This is a genomic window from Alteromonas sp. McT4-15 (assembly GCF_020515205.1).
Classification (GTDB): Bacteria; Pseudomonadota; Gammaproteobacteria; order Enterobacterales; family Alteromonadaceae; genus Alteromonas.
The window spans coordinates 1-23,640 of the sequence record NZ_JAJALG010000023.1; the positions used below are offsets into that span (position 1 = coordinate 1).

At 44.5% G+C, this 23,640-nt stretch carries 18 protein-coding genes; 7 read left to right on the plus strand and 11 right to left on the minus strand.

Annotation, left to right across the window (positions count from 1 at the left end; translation table 11 throughout):
- The first annotated feature begins 541 nt into the window (after positions 1–541).
- Positions 542–1,690 (plus strand): iron-containing alcohol dehydrogenase, encoded by a 1,149-nt coding sequence (locus LHL20_RS14725; protein ID WP_226433844.1) that lies wholly within the window; start codon positions 542–544, stop codon positions 1,688–1,690.
- A gap of 10 nt (positions 1,691–1,700) precedes the next feature.
- Here LHL20_RS14725 and LHL20_RS14730 read toward each other — a convergent pair whose 3' ends face one another.
- From LHL20_RS14730 to LHL20_RS14760, 7 genes are all read right to left on the minus strand, one after another.
- A complete protein-coding gene (locus tag LHL20_RS14730) occupies positions 1,701–2,465 on the minus strand; it encodes a 3-keto-disaccharide hydrolase (protein WP_413228902.1) in 765 nt (254 codons plus the stop codon).
- Positions 2,466–2,540: 75 nt separating this feature from the next.
- The gene (locus LHL20_RS14735) at positions 2,541–3,158 is read right to left on the minus strand and encodes a gluconate 2-dehydrogenase subunit 3 family protein (RefSeq protein ID WP_202266676.1); all 618 of its coding nucleotides are present in this window, start codon (positions 3,156–3,158) and stop codon (positions 2,541–2,543) included.
- Positions 3,158–4,843 carry a GMC oxidoreductase gene (locus LHL20_RS14740; RefSeq protein ID WP_159628146.1) on the minus strand — a complete coding sequence of 562 codons (1,686 nt, stop codon included), beginning with the start codon at positions 4,841–4,843 and terminating at the stop codon, positions 3,158–3,160. The genes LHL20_RS14735 and LHL20_RS14740 overlap by 1 nt, the downstream gene beginning before the upstream one ends.
- Positions 4,844–4,887: 44 nt before the next feature.
- Positions 4,888–5,811 (minus strand): hydroxypyruvate isomerase family protein, encoded by a 924-nt coding sequence (locus tag LHL20_RS14745; RefSeq protein WP_226433845.1) that lies wholly within the window; start codon positions 5,809–5,811, stop codon positions 4,888–4,890.
- Positions 5,804–7,021 (minus strand): nucleoside permease, encoded by a 1,218-nt coding sequence (locus LHL20_RS14750; protein WP_226433846.1) that lies wholly within the window; start codon positions 7,019–7,021, stop codon positions 5,804–5,806. The genes LHL20_RS14745 and LHL20_RS14750 overlap by 8 nt, the downstream gene beginning before the upstream one ends.
- 27 nt (positions 7,022–7,048) lie before the next feature.
- On the minus strand, positions 7,049–8,116 hold the full coding sequence (locus tag LHL20_RS14755; protein ID WP_226433847.1) for a sugar phosphate isomerase/epimerase family protein: 1,068 nt from the start codon (positions 8,114–8,116) through the stop codon (positions 7,049–7,051).
- Positions 8,117–8,152: 36 nt separating this feature from the next.
- A complete protein-coding gene (locus LHL20_RS14760) occupies positions 8,153–9,307 on the minus strand; it encodes a Gfo/Idh/MocA family protein (protein ID WP_226433848.1) in 1,155 nt (384 codons plus the stop codon).
- A gap of 298 nt (positions 9,308–9,605) precedes the next feature.
- Between LHL20_RS14760 and LHL20_RS14765 the strand changes: the two genes are divergently transcribed.
- Positions 9,606–10,613 carry a LacI family DNA-binding transcriptional regulator gene (locus LHL20_RS14765; protein WP_226433849.1) on the plus strand — a complete coding sequence of 336 codons (1,008 nt, stop codon included), beginning with the start codon at positions 9,606–9,608 and terminating at the stop codon, positions 10,611–10,613.
- Positions 10,614–10,656: 43 nt separating this feature from the next.
- The gene (locus LHL20_RS14770; protein ID WP_226433850.1) at positions 10,657–11,565 is read left to right on the plus strand and encodes a sugar phosphate isomerase/epimerase family protein; all 909 of its coding nucleotides are present in this window, start codon (positions 10,657–10,659) and stop codon (positions 11,563–11,565) included.
- Positions 11,566–11,620: 55 nt separating this feature from the next.
- On the opposite strand, the gene zapE is transcribed toward LHL20_RS14770, so the two are convergent.
- On the minus strand, positions 11,621–13,114 hold the full coding sequence (zapE, locus tag LHL20_RS14775; RefSeq protein ID WP_226433851.1) for a cell division protein ZapE: 1,494 nt from the start codon (positions 13,112–13,114) through the stop codon (positions 11,621–11,623).
- A gap of 253 nt (positions 13,115–13,367) precedes the next feature.
- On the opposite strand from zapE, the gene LHL20_RS14780 reads away from it, so the two are divergent.
- Positions 13,368–13,691 carry a DUF3392 family protein gene (locus LHL20_RS14780; RefSeq protein WP_226433852.1) on the plus strand — a complete coding sequence of 108 codons (324 nt, stop codon included), beginning with the start codon at positions 13,368–13,370 and terminating at the stop codon, positions 13,689–13,691.
- 11 nt (positions 13,692–13,702) lie between these two features.
- Here LHL20_RS14780 and LHL20_RS14785 read toward each other — a convergent pair whose 3' ends face one another.
- On the minus strand, positions 13,703–17,554 hold the full coding sequence (locus tag LHL20_RS14785) for an ATP-binding protein (RefSeq protein WP_226433853.1): 3,852 nt from the start codon (positions 17,552–17,554) through the stop codon (positions 13,703–13,705).
- 69 nt (positions 17,555–17,623) lie between these two features.
- Here LHL20_RS14785 and LHL20_RS14790 point away from each other — a divergent pair, with 69 nt between their 5' ends.
- Positions 17,624–17,779: a hypothetical protein gene (locus LHL20_RS14790; protein WP_202263264.1), complete on the plus strand. Its 156-nt coding sequence runs from the start codon at positions 17,624–17,626 to the stop codon at positions 17,777–17,779.
- 3 nt (positions 17,780–17,782) lie between these two features.
- On the opposite strand, the gene LHL20_RS14795 is transcribed toward LHL20_RS14790, so the two are convergent.
- On the minus strand, positions 17,783–18,286 hold the full coding sequence (locus LHL20_RS14795) for an HAD family hydrolase (RefSeq protein WP_226433854.1): 504 nt from the start codon (positions 18,284–18,286) through the stop codon (positions 17,783–17,785).
- A gap of 278 nt (positions 18,287–18,564) precedes the next feature.
- Here LHL20_RS14795 and LHL20_RS14800 point away from each other — a divergent pair, with 278 nt between their 5' ends.
- Together LHL20_RS14800 and LHL20_RS14805 are read left to right on the plus strand one after the other, a co-directional pair.
- A complete protein-coding gene (locus LHL20_RS14800; protein ID WP_226433855.1) occupies positions 18,565–19,449 on the plus strand; it encodes a DMT family transporter in 885 nt (294 codons plus the stop codon).
- Positions 19,450–19,584: 135 nt separating this feature from the next.
- Positions 19,585–21,378, plus strand: a complete 1,794-nt coding sequence (locus LHL20_RS14805; RefSeq protein ID WP_226433856.1) for a GGDEF domain-containing protein — start codon at positions 19,585–19,587, stop codon at positions 21,376–21,378.
- A 10-nt stretch (positions 21,379–21,388) separates the two neighbouring features.
- Here the strand turns inward: LHL20_RS14805 and LHL20_RS14810 are convergent, their stop codons facing one another.
- Positions 21,389–23,632, minus strand: a complete 2,244-nt coding sequence (locus LHL20_RS14810) for an ATP-binding protein (protein WP_226433857.1) — start codon at positions 23,630–23,632, stop codon at positions 21,389–21,391.
- Positions 23,633–23,640 lie beyond the last annotated feature (8 nt).

Genomic DNA, 23,640 nt, shown 5'->3' on the forward strand with positions numbered 1-23,640 from the left:
AATTAAATATATCGAAATATGAATCGTCGTTGTGACACTCTTAACGAGTGCCCACACAGATTGTCTTGTCTAAATTTTTAAAGAACATTCACTAGAAGCTTTGCCTCTTAGTGACTCACCCTGTTCGAGTGAGGTGCGCATTATACGCTGGAAGTTTTCAGTGTCAACACTTTTTGAAAATTTATTTTCGAAAGCGTTTCTTTCAAACTCCCGTCTTTACTGGCCTATGTAGGTAGTAGAGACTTACTTCTTAGGGGCAATTTGTTTTGCTTTCCTGTCGAAGCGGATGCGCATTTTAGGGATCTGAGCGCTCACGTCAACAAGTATTTTAAAAAAATCCTTATTTTTCGATCGTTTGCGCAAACTATGAACAGATCGTTTTAAAAACGGGCTAATTCATACCAATTTTACTCATCTATAAGTTCAGTTAATTGGTATCTGGCTACCCGTGCTTTAGATTAGATGCTATAGCTTTCTATTAACGAGCATTAAAATACGTAAATAAAGAAAGCATTTGCACAGTCTTTATAGTGAGGGCGCGATGAATATTTCTGAGTTTAAAACCGCAGGGAAACTTATTACTGGTTTAGGTGCTTTGCAAGCACTTAGTGATGAGATGGCACGACTATCGATAAATGCCTTTGCCATTATCACTGACAAAGGCGTATCAGCATCAGGTTTACTCGACCAAGTTTCTCCATTACTTCCAACCGCTGCCACTATAGTGATTGATGATATCCCCCCAGAACCTGAAATCACGGTTATAGAGAACAAGCTTTCACTACTTAGAGAAAAACAAATAGATGGTGTTATTGCCTTAGGTGGCGGTAGTGCTATTGATAGCGCAAAGATATTAGCTGCTACTTATGATTATACTGGTAAGTTGTCAGATCTCTTCGGAGAAAATACGTTATCACGTCGTACCTTGCCACTTATCGCTATACCCACCACGGCAGGTACAGGCTCAGAAGTCACTAATATAGCAATACTATGTGACCCCAAATCGCAGATGAAAAAAGGCATTGTGAGCCACTGCTTATTGCCAGACGTTGCCATTGTTGCACCGGAGATGACAAAAACGTGCCCCAAAGCTATAACCGCAGCCAGTGGAATAGATGCCTTTGTTCACGCATTAGAAGCCTATGTTTCAGTTAATGCCACACCCATTACCGATGCGCTTGCTGAAAAAGCGTTAAAGCTTATATATAACGCCTTGCCACATGCCTATGCGAATGGCGAAAATTTATCAGCAAGGGAAGATATGGCCACCGGCAGCTTAATGGCAGGGCTTGCGTTTGGTAACGCGGGCGTAGGTGCGGTGCATGCGCTTGCGTATCCGTTAGGCGGACGTTTTCATTTATCTCATGGGATGAGTAATGCCGTTATGCTACCCCATGTATTAAGAGTGAATGCGCCTTTTTGTGCAGACAAACTGTATTGCGTAGCAAAGCAGTTGAAACTTTGCGATAGGCATCACACCAAAGACGAAGCAGTAAAGCTGTTACTCAACGCCGTTGAAAAGTTGTGTAGAGATGTGGATATTCCCCAATCGCTTACCCACTTTAATATACCAGAGGATTGTGTTGGTGAACTTGCCTGTGAGGCGAGTAAAGTCACTCGCCTACTGCGCAATAACCCAAAGCAGCTTAGCGTAGAGGAAATAGAAGATATTTACCGACACGCTTTTTAGCCTAATGTGGTTATAACTCTCTTACCCAAATATTTCTGAAGCTTACATAGTTTCCGTGATCTTGGAGCTGTAGAGGTGCACAGCCATGTGCTTTGTATTTTGGCGCGCCTATCCACTCTGTTGTACCTTGTATTTCGGTATGGTTTTGTACCACCACGCCATTGTGGATAACGGTAACGTAGCCCGGCGAACTTAAGCTCTCACCCTCAAAGCGCGGCGCTTTATAAATGATGTCGTAGGTTTGCCAATTGCCCGGAGCCTTCATGGCATTCACTAAAGGAATAGTTTGCTTGTATACACTTGCAGCCTGACCATTGGGGTAGGTTTTATTTTCAAACGAATCTAACACTTGCACTTCGTAGCGTTGCTGAAGGAATATGCCACTGTTATTACGCTGCTGACCTTCCATTCCCTCTTCTGGCATCGGTGCCATCCATTCAACATGTAGCTGAATATCGCAGAACGACGCTTTGGTTTTAATATCTCCCGCACCAGGCTTTACCGTTAGCACGCCATCTTGCATAGTCCAGTTTGCATCGCCGCCTTTTAGCGATTCCCACGCATTTAGGTTGTCACCTAGCAGCACGGTGGCATCTGAAGGTACGTTATTAGCGTTAAATGACACCACTTCAGGTACAGGCTCCCACACTTCTGTTTTGGCTGCCTGTTGTTCTCGTGTAAGCCTGTCATCGTCAGACGCGCATGCAGTAGTGGTCATTAATACTGTAAGCGGTGAAAAAAATAGTAATGCTTTTGCTACTGAGTGTTTGTTCATTATGTTTGCCTAATTTCGTGTAAGTTAATGATGCTAAGGTATGTGCAACATCTTGCTAGACGCCCTCAAGCTAAGTTATGTCGCCCACGCTTTATCACCCTTCTTATAAGGTAAAGCCCCGTCGTACTTACCCGGAATAGACACATAACGCAGTACTTTTGTAGCGCCTACTTGCGACGTGAAAAAACAATACAAAGTTAATTGTTTTAGCAAAGTGAAGTAATGAGGTGTTGGCTCGTCGGTTCCTGGCTCCCATTGACTAGGCTTGCCGGTTTCTACTCCTTGCCATACACCATTTGCCAGATTGGCGGCTTTCGCCTCTACATCGAGTTCAGTGAACAGGGTTTCACGCTGCTGAGCATCAAGTTGCAAAAATGCTTTGCCATATCGTGTTTGGCATAACTTTTCGATGGTTTTAATACCATTTTGAAACGTTTTTTGCAGCAGAGGTGTGTAACAGTCGGTTATTAATACTGCCATGGTCTCTCCCACATTCGCCGCTTTCGCCCCGGGCGTGTCTGTCTGTGGAATGATTACTTCGGCCATTTCATTAAAAAGCGTCACATCATTTTCAGAAAACAATGTTGCACTTAGCGGAACCGGCGTTAAATCTTTATACGCAAACGCACTGCCTGCAAACATGGCGGTGCCTGTTGCAGTAGCAATAAGTTTAAGTAGTGCTCTTCTTTCCATTACAAGTTACCTCGCTTAAGCTCTTCCACTGCAAAATCAGCAGCGCGCGCGGTTAATGCCATATAAGTAAGTGATGGGTTAACGCAACTACCCGACGTCATAGCGGCACCGTCTGTCACAAATACATTCGGGGCATCCCATACTTGATTGTGCGCGTTCAGTACTGACGTTTTCGGGTCACGTCCCATACGCGCTGTACCCATCTCGTGAATACCCATACCTGGTGCATAATCGGCATCCCAACCTTGCACGTTTTTGAGGCCAGCCGCTTCGAACATATCAATGGCGTCCTGCTGCATATCCTTACGCATTTTGAGTTCGTTCTCTTTTATCTCTACATCCATAGCAAGAACTGGCATTCCCCATTTATCCGTCACTTTCTTGTTCAAATAAATGCGGTTGTCGTGGTGAGGTAGCATTTCACCAAAGGCAGTCATACCAATCGTCCACGAACCTGGTTCACTGATGGCATCTTTAAGCCCAGCCCCAATACCCATCTCGGCAATATCTTTTCGCCACCCTGAACGACTGGCACTACCCTGATATCCGAACCCGCGTAAATAGTCGCGCTTGTCATCTCCCCAATTTCTAAAACGAGGAACATAAAAACCGCTTGGACGTCGCCCATAGGTATACTTGTCGTCAAAGCCTTCTACGTCAGCAGATGCGCCAACTCTGAAATGGTGATCCATCACATTGTGACCTAACTCACCACTGCTGCTGCCAAGTCCGCCTTCCCATACATCGGTAGCAGAGTTCATCAATATCCAAGCAGAATTAAGGGCCGAAGCATTTACAAACACTATCTTGCTTTTGAACACATAGGTTTGGTTGGTCTCGGCGTCAATGATCTCCACACCCGTTGCGCGCTTTTTGTCTTTATCGAACAGGATCTCTTTTACAATAGAGAACGGACGAAGGGTTAAATTTCCTGTTTTCACCGCCGCAGGTAGTGTAGATGCTTGCGTACTGAAGTAGCCCCCAAACGGGCAACCCAACCAACACTTATTGCGATATTGGCAATGCACACGCCCTTCTTCGGGTTTACCTTTGGTCATGTTTGAAGTACGGCCATGTAGAATGTGTCGGCTACCCTTGAACGCTTCTTTTACTCTGGCAGCAACGGTTTCTTCCACAATATTCATGGGCATAGGTGGTTGGTAAATACCGTCTGGCAGTACATCCAAGCCATCGCGGTTTCCACTGATCCCCGCAAACTTTTCTACATAGTCATACCACGGCGCCAGGTCGTCGTAACGAATTGGCCAATCGACAGCGATACCTTCTTTAGCATTCGCCTCGAAGTCTTCTCTGTTAAGGCGATAGCTTTGACGCCCCCATAAAAGTGAACGGCCGCCAACGTGATAACCACGATACCAGTCAAAACGCTTCTCTTCCGTGTAGGGGTTATCTATCTCATTTGCCCACATTCCCAATGTTTTTTCGTTAAGCGGATAGTCGCGCTTAAGCACTGGGTATTCCATTTTCATTTTCTGCGTAGGCAAGTCGCGATGGGGGTAATCCCAATCTTCTTTGTGTGCGTTTTTATAATCCTTTATATGTTCGATGTTTTGACCGCGTTCAAGCATTAACACCTTAAGGCCTTTTTCGGTAAGCTCTTTGGCAGCCCACCCGCCACTGATACCAGAGCCAATCACAATTGCATCGTATTCATTCGTTGCCATAACACATCCTTTATCGCTTAATTCGTCGCTGTGCCTGTTGCACGTTACACATCACAGATTTGGATCGCGTCTTTAAGCGATACAATTCTGCCGGCCTTGGTTTTAGGTGTGGGGATAAACTCTTGTGCCAAATAGCCCTTAAACCCTGTTTCAACTATGGCCTTAGCAATAGCTGGGTAATTCAGTTCTTGAGACGCATCTATTTCATGCCGACCTGGCACGCCAGCGGTATGATAGTGGCCAAAATACTGATGGTTATCGCGGATAGTGCGAATGATATCGCCTTCGTTGATTTGCATGTGGTAGATATCGTAAAGCAGAGAAAAGTGCTTACTATTTAACTTTTTGCACAGTGCTATCCCCCACTCAGAGTTGTCAGCCATGTAATCAGGGTGATCAATTTTGCTGTTAAACAGCTCCATAAATATCATCACACCGCGTTTTTCTGCATGAGGCAATATGCGCTTTAAGCCGTTAACTGCATTTTCTAACCCTTGTTCGCGTGACATGCCTCTTGCATTACCGCTAAAACAAATAAGATTGGTGTAGCCCGCATCTGCCACTAGGTCGATATGCTTTAGATATCGAGACTCGAGTTCGTCATGTAACTGAGCATGAATAAACCCATCCTCTAAACTAATTTCGGCGCCGTTACACATAGATGAGTCGATGCCGTATTGTTTTAGTATTGGCCAATCTTTGGGGCCAACTAAATCAATAGCACTAAAGCCTAGGGACTTAACGGTTTTGCAAAGCTCCTCGATTGACAAATCGCCGTAGGTCCAGCGACTAACCGAGTGGTTCACGTTACCTTTAAGTGTAGAAACCGCGGCATCATTATGACTGGCTCCGTTTTGAGATTGGTGCCCAACCGCAAAGCCCGGCATAGCAGCCAGTACGCCTGCCCCTGTCACCGCCATGCTTTGCAATAGCTTTCTGCGAATTTGGTCGTGATTACTGTTATGCATCTGCGTTCACCTTTTCAGACTTAAACAGGATAGCAAACAGCACTAACACGACCGCGGCAAAGCCTGCAGGGAACAACCACACCTGCTGCCAGCTATGCGCACCGCTAGCTAATGTATAACTGTCGGTAATAGCACCTGCCACGGCGAAACCCACTAGCATACCTACGCCGTACGTAGCCAACGTAATTAGGCCCTGTGCTGCACTTTTTACTTTCTCGCCTGCTTTTGCATTTGTATATATTTGTCCTGAAACAAAGAAGAAGTCGTAGCAAATACCGTGAAGTGCAATACCTGTGATTAGCATAAACAAGGCTTCATCGGCATTGCCAAACGCAAACAGCGCATAGCGAATAACCCATGCAGCCATTCCAATAACCAAGGTCGCTTTGATGCCAAATCGATTCAGGAAAACTGGTAATGCCAACATGAACAAGACTTCTGAAACCTGCCCCAAGGTCATTTTACCCGTTGCGTTCTCTACACCTATTTCCGTTAAGAATGGATTGGCATTTTGGTAATAAAATGCCAATGGAATACAAATAAGAACTGAAGATAAGAAGAAAACCAAAAAGTTTTTATCTTTTAACAATGCCAGCGCATCTAGTCCAAGCACATCGCGAAGGCCAACCGCTTTATCGCTACTTTGTGGTGGTGTATTAGGTAAGGTAAAGCTGAAAATACCCAACGCTAGTGAGGCAATACTGCACAGTAGGAAGGTGTTTTTGAGCATACCGTCGGCAATAGACTGCGCAGAATCCCATGAAAAGACATAGCTAATCATAAGTCCTGCCACAATCCAGCCGACAGTGCCCCACACACGAACTTTTCCAAATTGCTTTGATGGATCATCCATTTGCCCAAACGACACAGAGTTCACCAACGCTAATGTAGGCATATAAGCAATCATATAAACCAATACGTAAGGATAAAAACTCGCAAAGTCGCTGGCTTGATACATAAAGTACATCAGCGCTGCACCTACTAAATGCAACAAGCCCAATATGCGTTCAGCATTGAAAAAACGGTCGGCAATTAAACCCACGATAAAGGGCGCAATAATAGCCCCCCAACTTTGGGTGGAAAACGCCATACCAATTTGGCCTCCGTTGGCCTGAAGCGTGTTCGACAAATAAGTGCCTAGTGTTACAAACCAGCCCCCCCAAATGAAGAACTGCAAAAACATCATGATGCTTAGACGTAGGGTAATCATAATTATTATTTTCCTTATGCGCTTGGCTTAACGCGCTAGCCCCAAAATGCGTTTATTCTTTTCTTCGCTTACATCACCACCAGCAAAATCATCAAAGGCATATTTACTTGGTTCGATAATATGCGACGCAATAAATGGCGCTCCTTCGGCCGCACCTTGTGCGCTGTCTTTTAAGCAGCATTCCCATTCAAGTACTGCCCAGCCACTAAAGCCATATTGGGTAAGCTTGCTAAAAATACCGTTGAAGTCGACCTGTCCGTCGCCTAGAGAGCGAAAACGACCCGCTCTGTCTTGCCAGTCTTGATAGCCGCCATACACACCATTTCTACCATTGGGGTTAAATTCAGCGTCTTTGACATGGAACATCTTAATGCGGCTGTGGTAGCGATCGATAAAGTCCAGATAATCAAGCTGTTGTAGTACGAAATGACTCGGATCGAACAGAATATTAGCGCGAGGGTGGTTATCTACCGCTTTTAGAAATTGTTCAAACGATGCACCGTCGTGTAAGTCTTCACCTGGGTGAATTTCGTAGCACACATCTACGCCTGCCTCATCAAATGCATCTAATATTGGCTTCCAACGCTTAGCTAATTCGGCAAAACCTTGCTCCACCAAGCCTGCGGGGCGTTGCGGCCACGGGTACACCAAATGCCACATAAGCGCACCAGAAAAGGTGGCGTGCGCTTTAAGCCCTAATCGCTTACTGGCGATGGCAGCACATTTAAGCTGATTTATGGCCCATTCAGTGCGCTCTTGCGGCTTGCCGTGCAAGTGCTTAGGTGCAAAGTTATCGAAAAGCTCATCATAGGCAGGATGCACGGCCACTAGTTGACCCTGAAGATGGGTAGACAGCTCGGTAATCTCCACGCCGGCTTTGCGGCATGTTTCAGCTACCTCGTCACAATATGCTTGGCTTTCGGCTGCCTTTTCTAAGTCGAATAGCTTTGGGTCGGTTGGTACTTGAATACCTTTATAGCCCAAAGATGCTGCCCATTTGGCCATACTTTCTAACGTATCAAAGGGGCTACTGTCGCCCATAAACTGCGCTAGAAAAATAGCGGGGCCTTTAATCGCTTGTTGATTATTCGCCATGTGTGCACCCTTTATGTTTGTGGATATGCGTTTGCATTAGTTAGTGCCTTCGTCGCTGATAGACGTCCATTTTGTGTCACTGCCACTGCTTGCAAGCATAGCGTCAATAAACACCATACCGCGTAAGCCCGAATTAATACCCGGCACGCCATCTGCTTTACCTTTTTGATTGTTTCGAACTGCCTTAGCAAAATCGGTATACAAATTTGCCATCGCTTCTAAATAACCTTCTGGGTGACCTGCTGGCACTCGGCAGCGAGATGACGCCTCGTCACAAAGCCCCACTTGACCTTGTCCCGCGCGAAATACCTGAAATGGCGCATCGGTAGGGCGGTATATCACCGAGTTAGGCTCCATTTGCCGCCACTCGAGCCCACCTTTATCGCCATACACGCGAATTTTTAGGGCGTTTTCTTCACCTGCACACACTTGCGAGGCAATCAATACCCCCGTTGCCCCACTTTTAGTTTTGATAAGCGCAGCACCATCATCATCTAAGCGTCGCCCTTCAACATGGGTGTATAGCTCGCCGCTTAATGCAGTAACAGGGTCGTTTAAAACAAATTCAACAAGACCAAAAGCGTGTGTACCAATATCGCCCATGGCGCCTGTTGCACCGGAAATAGCAGGGTCGGTTCGCCATTGGGCTTGCTTATTATGGGTTTCTTCTTCACCCGATAGCCAACCTTGTGGGTACTCTACGTAGACCTTTCGAATATTACCTAGCATGCCACTGGTTACCATATGGCGCGCCTGCCATACCATTGGGTAACCCAAATAGGTATGCGCCAAGCCGTATAGGCTGTTATTCGCGTAAATAACATCTTGCAACTCTTTGACTTCAGCGAAACTTACGCCGGCGGGCTTTTCACAAAACACATGAAAACCAGCATTAATCGCCGCAATAGAAATAGGTACGTGAAGGTTATTAGGTGTAACGATAACCACTACTTGCATGCGCTCGTCTTCAGGTAACGAAGACTCAGTTTGCAACATGGTTTGCCAATTGGCGTAACAACGCGAAGGGTTAACGTTTAACGCAGTGGCCGTTATAACGTTATTGTCTTCATTACGACTAAATGCGCCACACACTAATTGATATTGCCCATCTAGACCTGCCGCATGACGATGCACTGCGCCAATAAATGCGCCTTCACCGCCGCCGATCATTCCCATTCGAATTGGTTGCATTGCGTGATCCTCTGATCGATTTTGCATATTTCTCATGCTTTGATGCGTTAAAATGTAACCCGTTACATTTTGTTATGTCAACACGAAACGCATCATTTTATTAAACTATTATTTACAAATAACGCCATTTGACATGAGTAAAGCCCGTTAACTCGCTAGAAGTTACCAAAAAGATTAGCTGCATTTTACAAAAATAATACAAATAGCATTTGATATTGACGAAAATATGCGTATTCTTTTGATTAAATGAAAACGGTTACATTTAATCGCTAATCGCGATGTAGAACGATCAACGTAAATGGCAAATATAAGAGATGTAGCAGATAACGCCGGCGTATCTGTGGCAACAGTGTCGAGAACACTGCAACAACCTGAACGCGTGTCGCCAAAAACGCGCAGTAAAGTAATGGCAGCCGTGCAAGCTGTGGGCTACAAGCCGAACCTAATGGCCGTTAAATTCCGGTCTGGGAAAACACATAATTTAGTGGTGTTAGTACCAACAGTGGCAAATGTATTTTTTGCACGTGTAATTAGCGGCATGCAAGAAGCGGCTGCAGAGCTAGGTTATTCTATATTGCTGGCTAACACCTTGGGTAATAACAATATAGAAAATCACTACGCCAAAATGGTGAGCACGTCGCAAGCAGACGGGCTAATTCAGCTTCGTGCGCACAACCCGTTTGACGCCAGCATGATAAACGACAACGGTTTACTTCCCATGGTGAATGCTTGTGAAGTGATTGATGATGGGCAGTATCCGGTGGTGAGTTTAGACAACCGTGCAGCGGCCAAAGCCATGACGCAGCACTTAATATCGCTTGGCCATAAACGCATTGCCATGATTAAAGGACCCAATTCTAGCCCGTTAACTCAGGAGCGTTTGAACGGATACAAAGACGCGCTGCGCGACGCGAATATCGACTTTGATGAAAGCCTGCTGCTAGACGGCGACTTCACTCTGCAAGCAGGTTACAACGCGGGTGTAACCATTAGCGAACTGAATAACAGGCCAAGTGCTGTGTTTTGTGAAAATGACGAAACAGCTATTGGTGCCATGCAAGCCTTTAAGCAGGCTGATTTACACGTACCCAATGATATTTCGGTAGCAGGGTTTGATGACATTGCCTTTTCGACCTTTGTTGACCCACCGTTAACGACCATTGCGCAACCCGCTGAAGAGTTTGGACGTACGGCAGTTACCCTATTGGTTGACTTACTTAACGGTAAAATTAGAAAAGCACCGAAAGTAATTATGCCATTTGAACTTATTGTAAGAGAGAGCACTGGCTCGGTATCAACACGTTAATTACTACCCCTGTAATCAGGTAATACAGCAAAAGGACAACGCCATGAACTTTATCAATGTTAGTAGCAAAGGCTCGAACTACGGCAAGGCTTTAACACGTCGACAATTTATAAAGTATTCATCGGGCGCATTGGCAGCGCTGGGCACACCCGCTGTATTAGCGCACAATCACAAAGGTAAAGATGCTATGCATGCACAACACACCAGTGCTGTTGGCTTACAGCTTTATACCCTGCGCGACATTATGAAAGTAAGCGTGCCTGCAACTCTTAAATTAGTAGCTGACATTGGTTACAAAGAAATGGAGTTTGCAGGGTATTTTGATCACAGTGCAAAACACATTAGGCAACTGTTAGACGACAACGGCTTACGCGCACCGTCGGCGCATATTATGTTAGACGCCTTTGACAACAACCTTAACCAAGTATTGGACGACGCCCAAACCGTAGGGCACAAATATTTGGTTGTGCCTTGGCTAAGTGAAGCGCAGCGCGGCACAGGTATTGCGCCCTATCAGGCATTAGCTGAAAAGTTGAATACAATAGGCGAAGCGTGCCATAAGGCAGGCATTACCCTTGCCTACCATAACCACGACTTTGAATTTGAAAACCGTGACGGCCAAATACCGCTAGATGTGCTTATTACCCAAACCGACCCGAATTTAGTTGCCATGGAACTAGATTTATACTGGACCGTTAAAGCAGGCAAGAACCCAGTAGACTATTTTAAAGCCTACCCAGGCCGCTTTAAGCTTTGGCATGTAAAGGATTTAGCCGAAGATGGCGGCTTTGCCGATGTGGGCAAAGGCACTATAGATTTTAAAGACATATTTGCTCACGGTGAATTGGCGGGTATTGAACATAAATTTGTAGAGCGCGACCACACCACCGACCGCATAGCCACAGTAGAGCAAGGCTTTAAAGCAGTGAGCGAATTGAATGCGGGTGCTTAAAAAAGCTTAAGTAAAATACATTACCAACAGGAGAAGTACGATGTAGCTGTACTTCTCAGATACGCAGAGGTGGTGAGGACCTTACCGTAAGCCGTTGTTGCCGTCCCCATTCTTTTCCACCCATTTCAACCAACCGAGACGCGGCTCGTCTAAAGGAAAAGGCGAGATCATTGGCAGACGAGAATTGTGCCAGTGACACCCCAACTCGCCCCGTCGCTGACCACTCATAATATCCCCCCTCTTTGGTGCGGATCATGGTTGTCGCGAAGGAACTCGAGCTCCCCCCTTTATCATTAACAATCAATTCTCCATCTCCATCGTCGCTCTCGACGTGCGCTTCAAAATCGACAAACAATTCGTCAAGCGGCACTTGTGCCGCCAGCACTAAGCGAGTGCGAGATTCATAACACGCATCAATGAGGGTAACGAATCGTCGCGCTTCGTTAAGGTGGTTGGCGTCCAGTTGGGGAACGCGGTCTACAATGATGACCGGAAATCGGCAGCAGAGGGAAATATAATCGGCCGCCCCGAGCGGTTGGTAACACAACTCGGAAAAGTTAAACCAGGCGCACCGTTCATTAAATCGGGCCACCTGGACGGTGCGACCAAAGAGGACCGAAATAACCTCGGCCTTAGTGTCAGATGCAGGTCCGCCAAATACTGCTTCCAACTGCGCCTGTATGTGGTTATTGATATTGCCATGCGCATCTTTGTTTGACCAAAAATAAGATTGACCACTGGCCTGAGTTTCGCGTCGATAATCTACACTGGAGTCTTCCATGGAAATAATGTCGAACGTTTGTTTCAGTGTGTCGATGAACGGCAAAAAGAGAGAGCGGTTAATGCCCCCTTTATACAATTCCTCAGGGGCGCGATTCGACGTGGCCACCACCACGACATTTAAATCCAATAATAATAAAAACAGCCGTTTCAAAATCATGGCATCGGCTACGTCTGTTACTTGAAACTCATCGAAACAGAGAAGCTGGGCTTCTTGTGCCAATTGTTGCGCAATGATGGGGAGCGCATCATCTGTTGGGTGCTTTTCTTTGTAGACAAAAACTCGATGATGGACGTCTAGCATGAACTCATGAAAGTGGACGCGGCGTTTGGTAATTTTTGCGTGTTTGTGGCTGCCATTTTTAGAGCAAGAATCATCATCAGGACCAGAAACCGACGCGTAAAAAAGATCCATTAGAAAGCTTTTACCGACCCCGACCGGGCCATGAATGTAAATACCTCGCGGTGGTGGACCAAAAGACCACAAATAGAACTTCTTTTGAAGATAGGACTTGGCAGATTCCAAAGTTCGCGCCGGTAACAGTGATAGCGGATTGCTGCTAGTAGCGCTGCTGTCTGCCCTTTTGTAGGTGCGCACTGGTGCTGGTGGCAGCGAGGTTAGAGACTGGTGCAGGGCATCGAGTTTTGCCGCCAGAGCAACTTGCGCGTTATCACGTCGCACCTCCCCCGCACTAACCTTGCGTTCATACGCCGCTGTCACTGGGCCTGTCGGCAGAGACTGCCGAGCTAAGCATTGTTGTGCTGCCATATTATTTACCACCGCCTTCATCATAGATCTGATGGGTTTATCAACATGGTGATTTGGTACGTTAGATTTCTGTATGAGTATCAAATGAATTTGTGATGGAGACTGAAATTTCGGAATTCAATTTGAATAATTTGAATTAGTTAAGCGGGCCTAAAAGTTCCTCATATTTAGCGCAAATCGCTTTTGTGACAAAACAGAAGCGGTTACTATGCGGCTTAATATTCTATTAGTAGCTTTGTAAACGCAGTTTGTTATGAGTGAATTATATAGCGCCCTTTCGCGCGCTTTAAGCCCCTACTACACCGAGATGAGTATAATGCTGATGGCCACTATTTTGGTGGTGTACGGCGACATTATTAACGGCCATGTAAAGCGCATACTAGCGCCCTACCATTTTGTTATTCGCGTTAGTTTGTTTGTAGTGCTGTGCGCATTTGGCTATGGCGCACTTACCCTGTACGGCGCACCCTTTTTGAAACACGTATTAGCCTACTTACCTTGGCAGTACCAAGGCGCAGGCTATGTGGCATCGTTTATGTTGATTGGCTTTTTGGCTGAGAGGCGTAGGTATATTTAGGCTTTCTTTGGCTAGGCCACTGTTTTCCTATACTGCTCGATGTACTTTTTAGGCGGTACCTTCATCACTTTTTTAAATGAAGTAGAGAAATAGGCGGCCGTTCCAAAGCCAACATCAAGGCATGTGTCTAAAATTGAATGACCTTCAAGCAAAATAGGTATGGACTTTTCTATCCTGAAACGTGACAGAAATTCACTAAAGTTATATTCAAATAATTCGGCTAGTCGCCGGTTTAAGCTTCGAGTGCTCATCAAAAGCTGCTCTGCCGCTTGGTCTCTGTTGAATTCTTCTCTATGGTAATTTTTCTCAAGCACAGCAATAAAATTGAGGTAAAACGCCATATCTTTCTCGTTGTTTATCTCTGGAATTTCTAAACAACCAAATTTAAAGATTGGCTTGTTACCGCCGTTCTCATCAATGCTTTGTGCATCTCGTACCGACAAGAAGTGCGCGATCCTAAGCGATATCTCTTCGCTAGACGCTGGCTTTGCAAGAAAATAGTCTACTTTAACTTCTAGTGCCGCTTTTTCTAATTGAGGGTCTGTTTTTGCCGATAGCATTATCACCGGGATATTACTATGGCTTGCGTGCGCTCTTATTTCACTCGTAAGCGTTAAGCCGTCCATTTTCGGCATAATTTGGTCTGTTACAACCAAGTCGACCAAGAAACGTTGCATTACATCCAATGCTTGCTCACCATTACCTGCAACCAAACAGCGATAATTTGTCGACAGCAAATCAAACATATACGTTCTAAACTCTCGGCTGTCGTCAACTATCAGTAGCGTCTTCTGACTAGTAGTTTCACCTTTCAGCTCAAGCTGTGCTGCTTCAGTATTTACAAACTCAATGTCATCTACGGGTAGCCTTACAGTAAATTTGCTGCCTTCACCAGGTTTACTCTCAACATCAATCTTCCCTTGATTAAGCTCAATTAAATTTTTGACAATTGATAAGCCTATACCTTGCCCCTCTTCTTGTGTTTCACCTCGTGTAAATCTCTCGAACACTTTTCCAAGCAAACGTGCATCCATCCCTATGCCATTATCTGAAACAATAATCTTCAATACCTTTTTGTCGATGGAAACTATGACTCGAATATTTCCATATTCGTTTGTGTACTTGATGGCATTCTGAAGCAGGTTCGTTATGATCTTCTCTAAGCTATCGTTGATAAGGGAAATATACCTCGTCCCTTTAACCCTAATTTCGAGATTTTGCCGCTTTTGTTTTGCTAAAGGCTCAAGTGAGTTAATAATAAATCTAATATGCTCAACCGAGTAAGTTTTGTAATAGTCTGATGGGCTTGAAGCGCGAGGTATATCATTTCTCATTTGTTCAATAAGTTGCTCTACCCTTCGCATATTCTCTTTTATTAAAATAAACTCTTTGTTTTCCTCACCCTTTTCATTTGATAATTGCTCTAGAGACCCTTTGATTACCTGAATAGGCGTACGCAAATCGTGCGTAATTTCACTGATTTGACGTTCTTTGCTTCGAAGCATTTTTTCAAACTTTGACTGTCCGTCTGTAATTTCGAATCGAGTAAGATTGGTATAGAGATTGGTAGACTTGAATTTTTCTATTAAGCCATTTAGATAACCAAATTTAAACAACATGACAATTGTCGTAAGAATCAAAAAATATAAACTATAGCTTACTGGTGAGGCCCATAATGGCTGAGCTACGGTAAATTTAAGGGTTGTAACAGGCCCACTATTATCAGGCGAGAACACTCGAGCTTTTATTATGTGTTCTCCAAAATCAAGATCACTCAGTGAGACCTTCATAGTAGGACTGCTGTGAAGCATCCACCCTTCACTATCTAGCTGTAGCTCCAATTTTTGTGACAAATGTTTGATAAAGCTATTCGTAGCGAAGTTAAATGTAACCTCCTCTAAAGTGCTAGAAAACTCGAGAGAGGTTACTCTGGGGAAAAAGCGTTGCTGTATATCACCTTCCTCAACCCAATGTACAGAAGTTAGTACAGCACTAGCAGGGCTGCTTCTTTCTTTGTTAAGTTCGACAAGGGCACGCGTTTCATCTATGAGATAAGAGTATTTGTCCCCTTTCACGAGAAGCTGGTCACCAACGACACTAAAACTCTTATACTCAAAATCAGTATCAAAGATTCCGTGGGAGCTTCCTAATTTAAAGATGCGTTGAGACTTAGCTTCAAAAGCGTATAGTCCCATATTAGTTGCCAGCCAAATGTTCTTGCCGGAAGTGACTACTGCATCTCTTATAAACCTTAGTCCGTCGATATGAAACTCTTCTGGGCTTTCAACTTCCCCTGTATCCTTCCTTATTTTTCTTATACCAGCGCCAGATGTACATAGTAAAAATGCATCCGATACTTCAATCAAACATTGAACTCCAGTCCATCTTCCAACGCTTGATCGAATTGTCCTCCAACTATGCTTTGATAGCTGAAAATGGATATTGTCATACACATCAAACGAAGCGAGTTCACCACTTGAGAGTAATATGGATTCAACAACCAAACGGGGAGCTTGAAGCCTGTCCTCTAATTTGGAGCCTCTTACAAGGAAGTAGCTTGCTTCCATTCCGTTATCTGAATACAAGTAAAAACTGTCATCAGTAACGTCCACGACATGTTTGAATACATCTTTACACTGAAGAGGAAATACTTCTCCAATAGACATAGTGAAGACTTTTCGAGGAAGCATTTCACAGTGAGAATACTCAGAATCAAGACTAGATGGAGTCAACGCTCCAGTGACAACGTTTAACTTATAAAACTGCTTGTCCGTAGATACATAAACGCTTTCATCTACCGTGACGACTTGATTGATATTACTGCGCAGCACTACCTCACCGTCTGAGATAAGATTTATAGCTCTAGTTGCTTGGGATAAGGCTATGAGCCCAAGTTGTGAAGAGGCGATCAGTAGCGAGTCTTGAGGACCCTGAATAATCCTAGTGACTGTCCTAACTGTTTCCGAGCCCAATACGGGATTCAAAAACTTGGGGCGAATAAGTCGGCCTTGCTCTAGTTTAAATACTGTCCCATCAGACACCCAAACTTCATTGTTATCAGTAATCCATACATCTTGTATAAATGTCCCTTTTACGCCAGAAGATCTCGCAAAATATAAGCTATTAGTCGCTTTATCAACAACATATAACCCTTCTGGACCACCCACATATATCGAACGCCCACCATCTTTCACAAACGTAATACTGCTCAATAAAGGAAAATCTGATGCGACTTCTTTTTCATGAATTGTATTAGAATCATTTGAAAGCTTAATTAGTCCATCCCGAACGGCTATCCATGTGCCACTGCTAGTAGAGTCAATTGAGTATGCTTCTACTACACCAAGGCGGACGAGGTGTTCGCTGAGAGCTTTAATATTTCCCGAGTATCTATCTAGAACAATTACTTCGTCTATGAGGGATAAAAAGTAATGTTCCTTCGAAGAGTTGACTGTCCAAACAGACGTGGCCCACTCAAACTCCGAAAAGACTTGTTCTGAGTGCTTTGTTTTCAAATTTAATTTGAAAACACCAACGCCATATTCGACTATCCACAGGTCGTCACCATCGAGGTGTATATCAGATATAATTCCTGTGAGCGTACCAGCCTTGCTATACGTTATTCTTTGAGACTGAGCACCCACTATTTCAAAGACACCGTTTTCTGCAGCCACAAAAACAATATCACCTCTAACTTCGATATCCCTTATCACACCAGACGGGATACCAGCGAAGCTTGTTCGTCCTTCTAAACTTGCTCCGATACCGTGGCTCAAATTCGGAAAAAAGAAAGAAAAAAATAGTATTAATGGGACACATAGCCGCCATTGATTACATAAATTAGAGAGTGTCCCTGTTCGCATGCTCATCATCCTTAACGCACATTTAATCTCCAATTGCTCTAAGAGCTAAAATAATTAATGGAGAAAACTATGAATATCGAACAAAAATCAATCATGCAAGAACTTAACGAAGAAGACTATACTAAAGTATATGGTGGAATTAGCGCCGACGCTGTGTGCCCTGATTACCTATCAATCTTGCCTGTTGGCCCAATTAGGCCAAAGAAACCGGAAACAGATAGGTAAACTCTAAACCAACAACCACTTCATCCCAGCATTTTCTGCGGCTTGCTGGTCATAAATAAAGTCGCCTACATACAGGCAGTCTTCTGGTTGAAGCTGCCATGTATCAGCTACCATTAACAGCGCAGTTGGGTCTGGCTTGGCGGGGGCGTCTTCGCGGGTTAATACGTAGTCTATGGGTATATTGTTATTGGCAAGCTTAATGGCGGTGGCTTCTCGGCAGTTGCGGGTTACTATGGCCATGGGCAAATTATGTGCCTGCGCCTTTTCTACCATTTCCTTACCAATAGCTAGCCATTTGGCGTTTTGCGCATCGTCTAGTTCGTGCTGCAAAATGGTATTGTGAGCGTGTGCTTTGGTTTTTTCGCACGTAATAGCATCTACAAAGGTAAGAATATCTTCGTGCTGCGGGCAGCCTATGTCGGCGCGCATTTTTGTGAAATTCAGGCTCGACTCTACTAACGTACCGTCTAAGTCGAAAATTACCCCTTTAATACCGTCTAGGTTCATGCCCTGCCCTTTATTTACTTAATAATGCTGTTTAGCTTGCGCTTGTTGCATCGCGCCTGCTTGCCCTTTGCAATGCGCCACACTTTGCCAGTTTCCGTTTTGTTTAAACAGTTACGTTTACATTAAATGTTTTATCAGCACTGTTTGTATTTAAGCTTACCACCTTGGCGCTTACCTTTTGCTTTTTGTACTTTTGTGGCAACAAATTAAGTTTACCGCAACAAGGGCTTGCATTAGCATAGCCGCTCTTTTTCTTGCATGCTTTTTTCAGGTGTTTAATGGGTGTTTTTGCTGCGCTAGGTACAGCGCTTTGTTGGGCTATTGCTGCACGATTATTTAGCGGTACAGGCAATGCGTTTTCCCCGCTTACCATGAACTTTTGGAAGGGCCTTATCTCCATTGCTATTTTAGCGGTGGTACTCGTATTTGTTCAGCCAACAGGCTTAACCACTCACACTATTTTATGGCTATTACTTAGTGGCCTTATTGGCATTGGTATTGGCGACACCTGTTTTTTTAAAGCTTTACAAAGCATTGGCGACAGCCAAGCAGTACTGGTGGCCGAAACCCTTGCACCGCTTTTCACCGCGCTATTCGCCATGGCCTTTATTGGCGAATGGATAACCTGGCAGCAATGGATTGGCGTAGCGGTAGTGCTATTATCTGTCGATATGGTAATTAAAGCACGCAAACGCAGCACTACCCACGTGTTTGCCACCAGCGGCTATTTGTATGGAGTTGGCGCCGCGCTATGTCAGGCCGTTGGTGCGGTAGTAAGCCGTGATATTTTAAGCTCAGGTGAAGTAGATGCTGCCAGTGCCGCCTTTTTGCGTTTAATTGGCGGTATGTTTTTTGTAGTGCCTTTTATTGCCTTTACCAAAACCAAATACATGCCAACCATTGCTCACGGCAAACGCATTTGGCCTGCGTTTTTTATGGCCACCTTATTGGGTACTACTGCCGCTATTTACCTGCAAATGTTCGCGTTTGCCTATGCCAAGGCTGCTGTGGTGCAAACGCTTATTGCAACCAGTGCGCTAATGTCGCTGGGCGTTGCATGGGCTTTTGGCGAAAAAGCCACCAAAGCCACTGTGGCATGGTCGGCTATCGCACTAATTGGTGTGGCTATTTTGGTAAGTTTTGGCGCTCCCACTACGAATTAAAACAGGTATTGCCGGCAACACCTGTGCTAGTACTATTCATAATTCGTCACAAAATAGCGTCAACTTTTCTAGTACAAAAGTAGTAGTTGCGGCGTCAAATCGTTATGATGAAGAAAAAATAAAAACGTTTTCTTCATGCGAAATATAGTTAGCTTATTGCTCTTGGCTCTTATAATTGGCCTTTCTCCTATGGCGCAGCGTGCTGTCGCCGCCGATAATGTCGATGCCGTTATTCAGAAAATGCAAACCCCGTCGTGGGACTGCCCAGCACCGGCATTATTGCCCGAGCTTAATGCCACATTGCAGCTAGATACTTTGTCTACCCAGCAACGCTTTGCCCTGTCAGCGGCTAAGGGGCAGTTTTTAATATGTGAAGGTAAGCTGGCAGAAGCGCTTACATTGCTTGATGGCATCACTGCTCAAAACGATATTGATAAAAGCTCGTACGCGTATGCCTCTGCTATTTACCAAATTGGGTTTATTTATGATATGCGCGAGCACCCCAATCGCTGTGGGTACTACACTACGGCGCAAGAAATATCGTCACCTACCCAACACAGTGATATTTTCACCAGTGCATCGCTGGGGCTTATTACCTACTGCTCTGAAAATGCCGATGAAGCAGAACGTCTCAGCAAAATGTTTAACGTTTTGCAGCGCTATTCTGACGATGGCAGCCCTGCTGAACTTGCGCACATTCATAACTCGATTGGCCTGTTGTATGGCAACCTTGAACAGCACGCGCTTGCTGCTGAACAGTATTTAAAAGCCCATGAAATGGGCCTCAAAGTATATAAAGGTAGTAATAAACTCAGTATTCTAATTAGCGCTATCGTGTCATTACTGGCTAGCGGCCAAACCGATGAAGCGTACCAACGCATTTTGGAATATGGCACTATTAATAGCGAAGTGAATACGCCACTTACTAACTATCACTATCAATATGCGCTGTCGTATTACTACCGTAAAACCAAAAATTACAATCAGCTGGCGTACACGCTTCCCGACTTTGAAAAAGCCGTTTCTGGTATTTCTAGTTCACTGGCCACACTGTTTTACAATTGGCATAAAACCGAAGTGTGTTTGTTTAATAACGACTTAGAATGTGTGCAGCAGTATGTCGACAGTTTTGCAGAAAACAACACCTTTGTGCCTGCCAACTTTAGAAGCAACCTTGATTATTTAAGCTTTAATTTGGCGATGTATATCGCGTTGGGTGACTTAGAAAATGCAAAAAAGGCTAACCAACTTTTTGCGGCTGAAGCGGAAAAGCGCAGGGTTACTAATCAAGATTCTGCGCGTATACTCAGCGCCGCAAACCTACGAAACCGAATTTACGATCTAGAGTCTGAAATAGAAGCGGCTGAACAGCTACGTCAAAATACTTTGATAGCCGCCATTGCTGTATTTGTGCTTATTGCACTAATTGCTGGCTATGTAATGCGCAAAAAGCACCTTGCCAGTAAAGCAATAGACCCTGTTACTCAGCTGCTTAATGCTAATACGGCTATTAGCCGCATTAACAGTCTTGATGCACCAAAACCTGGGCGCGCCATTGCCATTGCTATATTCGATATTAGTAACTTGCGCGAAATCACCGGTAAACTGGGGGCAACGCAGAGTGATGCTGTATTAAGACAAATTGCCCAAACCCTGCAAAACAGTACTCGTGGCAATGATATTTTAGGTCGCTTTGGCACAGAGCAATTTATTTTGTGCTTGCGCAATATTGAAGAGCGCAGCGCTCGTTCATTCTTCGAGCGTATGCAAACGGTACTGGACAGTACCTTCGATAGTCATAACAGCGAAGAACACGTTAGCGTCGACTCCAATATGAGCATTTTTATTGCGCACGAAAAAATTACCGATTTAGATAGTATTCTGGATGAATTGGTAATGTCTATTGATATGAGTGGTCGCGCCGCTTAATGCAAATGAGTTAAGTGCTGAACTTGTCTAAGTACTTATAGAGTTTATTCATTTCTATTGGCTTGCCGATGTGAGCGCTAAAGCCTACATTTAAAAAGCGTTCAACATCGGAACCCATTGCATCGGCAGTGAGCGCAATAACCGTAAGATCTTTGCGTATTTGCTTTATAAGTGTACATGCTTCTACGCCGTCCATTACCGGCATTTGAATATCCATCAGCACAATATCGAACCGGCCATTACGGATAGCATTTACGGCCAATTCACCATTTTCAACAACTGAAACAGTAGCCTTTGTGGGTTCAAGCATCGACTCTATTACAGCGCGGTTAATCGCATTATCTTCTGCTACCAAAATACGCATACCCTCTAAATCTGGAGCTTGCGTAAGTTCGGTATTATTCGCGATCACTTCAGCTCGCAATAACGGCAATGATACCGTTATGGTTGTCCCTTCTCCTTCGTGACTCGTTATTTGAATATCGCCACCCATCATTCTTACTAAATTAAGCGTGATCGACATCCCCAGCCCTGTACCACCAAAGCGCCTTGTTGTTGAACTATCAGCCTGCGTAAAGCGCTCAAACAAGCTACGCTGTGCTTCGTCACTCATGCCTATGCCGGTATCAATTACGGTTAACGTTAAAACGTCATCGTGCTGATTATCCTCGGCATCACACGCTAGGCGAACTACAACACGGCCTTTTTCTGTGAACTTTACCGCATTCGACACTAGGTTAAGTACAATTTGGCGAGTGCGTACTGGGTCGCCTAACCAACCATCTTCAAAGGTGTCATCTGCTTCTACTTCCAATGAAATACCTTTTTGACGAGCATCCTTTGTCATATCTGAAACTACCGAATCAACCACTGCATACATGGAAAACGGATGCGCCTCTAGCGAAAGCTTATTTGCTTCTATTTTTGAATAATCAAGAATGTCGTTAATAATGGTTAATAATGTATTCGCTGAGTAAATAGCTTTACTCACCAAACCACGCGTTTTGGCCTCGCCGGTTGTCCGCTCTAGAACTTGCAATGTACCAAGCACACCGTTCATGGGCGTTCTTATTTCATGGCTCATGTTGGCAAGAAACTCGCTTTTCGATTTATTGGCACTGTCGGCCTGCGCTAGCGCGAGCCTTAATACCTTATTATTCGCCCTAGATTTGAGAATAAAGTAGATGGTCATCATCATGATTATTCCCATGAAGGCACACGCGATAAGCAATACTGACTCTAATGAAAATACCGCTGGGTCTTCATTCACAATTTCAGCGTCATCAGGTAACGCTGATGCATCAAAATTCCACTTATCAAGCTGCTTGGCATTAAACTGTAAGCGAATGGCGGCGTTGTCTACATGCGAAAACTCACTCCCTCGTGCAATATCAATTGCCATATCGGCCAAGCGCTCTGGCACCACAACCGCGCCCCCCGCGTATCTATCCACATTGTGCGCAAAAATAGTAAACACTGGGTGCTCTTGCTGTGATACAAGGTAGTCGTGCACTGCTTTCCAGCGTCGCTCGTAATATTTATAATTTATATAAATAATCGGCGTGCCGGGCGCGCTTTGTTTAAGTTTAAATAGCGTTTCAGCTGGCGCTTGCAAGGGGTTTAAGTAATGCACGTCTACGCCTTGTGGCGCATTATTTAAAAACTTGTTCACAAGGTTCACATCAACCGTCATTTCTCGTGAACCATAAACAAACAATATTTCTTTCGTTTCTGGCAAACTGGTCATTATCTGCCTGAACGATGATTTTGGATCGTAGTCTGACGGCACTAATGTGCCCTTTTTAGGCTTCCAATCAATATGCAGAAAATAGCGATTACTAAATGGCAACAGGTCAGGGTTACTGTCTATAAATACGCTAGCATGCCGGCCTATGGCAACAATACGACGGATATCAACGTCGTTTTCGGTTTTCAATAGGCTTTGTATTTGATAGTGAAAGTTATCGATGACTGTTTTTTTTACATCTTCGCCCAAGGTATCAACGGCGTCGGCGTAATAAGGCGGCACGGTAAGTACCAGCACATCTTCGTGATCGGCAATGCCATTCATTAGCCGATACATCAATCGCACTTCAAAATCAGATTCGTTGAAGGAATTAACGACTATAACACTGTACGATTTCTTTGGCGTTGATTGCGCGACAGCATTCTCAGTGCCCATAAGCAATGAAAAGAAGCAGACTAATGAAAAGAGTAATGGCACCGCAATGGCGCGAAAACCAAAAACATTCATTCGAAAGA

Coding starts and splice junctions, on each gene's coding strand:
- LHL20_RS14725 (WP_226433844.1), top strand. CDS start 542: ATGAATATTTCTGAGTTTAAAACCGCAGGGAAACTTATTACTGGTTTA.
- LHL20_RS14730 (WP_413228902.1), bottom strand. CDS start 2,465: ATGAACAAACACTCAGTAGCAAAAGCATTACTATTTTTTTCACCGCTT.
- LHL20_RS14735 (WP_202266676.1), bottom strand. CDS start 3,158: ATGGAAAGAAGAGCACTACTTAAACTTATTGCTACTGCAACAGGCACC.
- LHL20_RS14740 (WP_159628146.1), bottom strand. CDS start 4,843: ATGGCAACGAATGAATACGATGCAATTGTGATTGGCTCTGGTATCAGT.
- LHL20_RS14745 (WP_226433845.1), bottom strand. CDS start 5,811: ATGCATAACAGTAATCACGACCAAATTCGCAGAAAGCTATTGCAAAGC.
- LHL20_RS14750 (WP_226433846.1), bottom strand. CDS start 7,021: ATGATTACCCTACGTCTAAGCATCATGATGTTTTTGCAGTTCTTCATT.
- LHL20_RS14755 (WP_226433847.1), bottom strand. CDS start 8,116: ATGGCGAATAATCAACAAGCGATTAAAGGCCCCGCTATTTTTCTAGCG.
- LHL20_RS14760 (WP_226433848.1), bottom strand. CDS start 9,307: ATGCAACCAATTCGAATGGGAATGATCGGCGGCGGTGAAGGCGCATTT.
- LHL20_RS14765 (WP_226433849.1), top strand. CDS start 9,606: ATGGCAAATATAAGAGATGTAGCAGATAACGCCGGCGTATCTGTGGCA.
- LHL20_RS14770 (WP_226433850.1), top strand. CDS start 10,657: ATGAACTTTATCAATGTTAGTAGCAAAGGCTCGAACTACGGCAAGGCT.
- zapE (WP_226433851.1), bottom strand. CDS start 13,114: ATGGCAGCACAACAATGCTTAGCTCGGCAGTCTCTGCCGACAGGCCCA.
- LHL20_RS14780 (WP_226433852.1), top strand. CDS start 13,368: ATGAGTGAATTATATAGCGCCCTTTCGCGCGCTTTAAGCCCCTACTAC.
- LHL20_RS14785 (WP_226433853.1), bottom strand. CDS start 17,554: ATGCGAACAGGGACACTCTCTAATTTATGTAATCAATGGCGGCTATGT.
- LHL20_RS14790 (WP_202263264.1), top strand. CDS start 17,624: ATGAATATCGAACAAAAATCAATCATGCAAGAACTTAACGAAGAAGAC.
- LHL20_RS14795 (WP_226433854.1), bottom strand. CDS start 18,286: ATGAACCTAGACGGTATTAAAGGGGTAATTTTCGACTTAGACGGTACG.
- LHL20_RS14800 (WP_226433855.1), top strand. CDS start 18,565: ATGGGTGTTTTTGCTGCGCTAGGTACAGCGCTTTGTTGGGCTATTGCT.
- LHL20_RS14805 (WP_226433856.1), top strand. CDS start 19,585: ATGCGAAATATAGTTAGCTTATTGCTCTTGGCTCTTATAATTGGCCTT.
- LHL20_RS14810 (WP_226433857.1), bottom strand. CDS start 23,632: ATGAATGTTTTTGGTTTTCGCGCCATTGCGGTGCCATTACTCTTTTCA.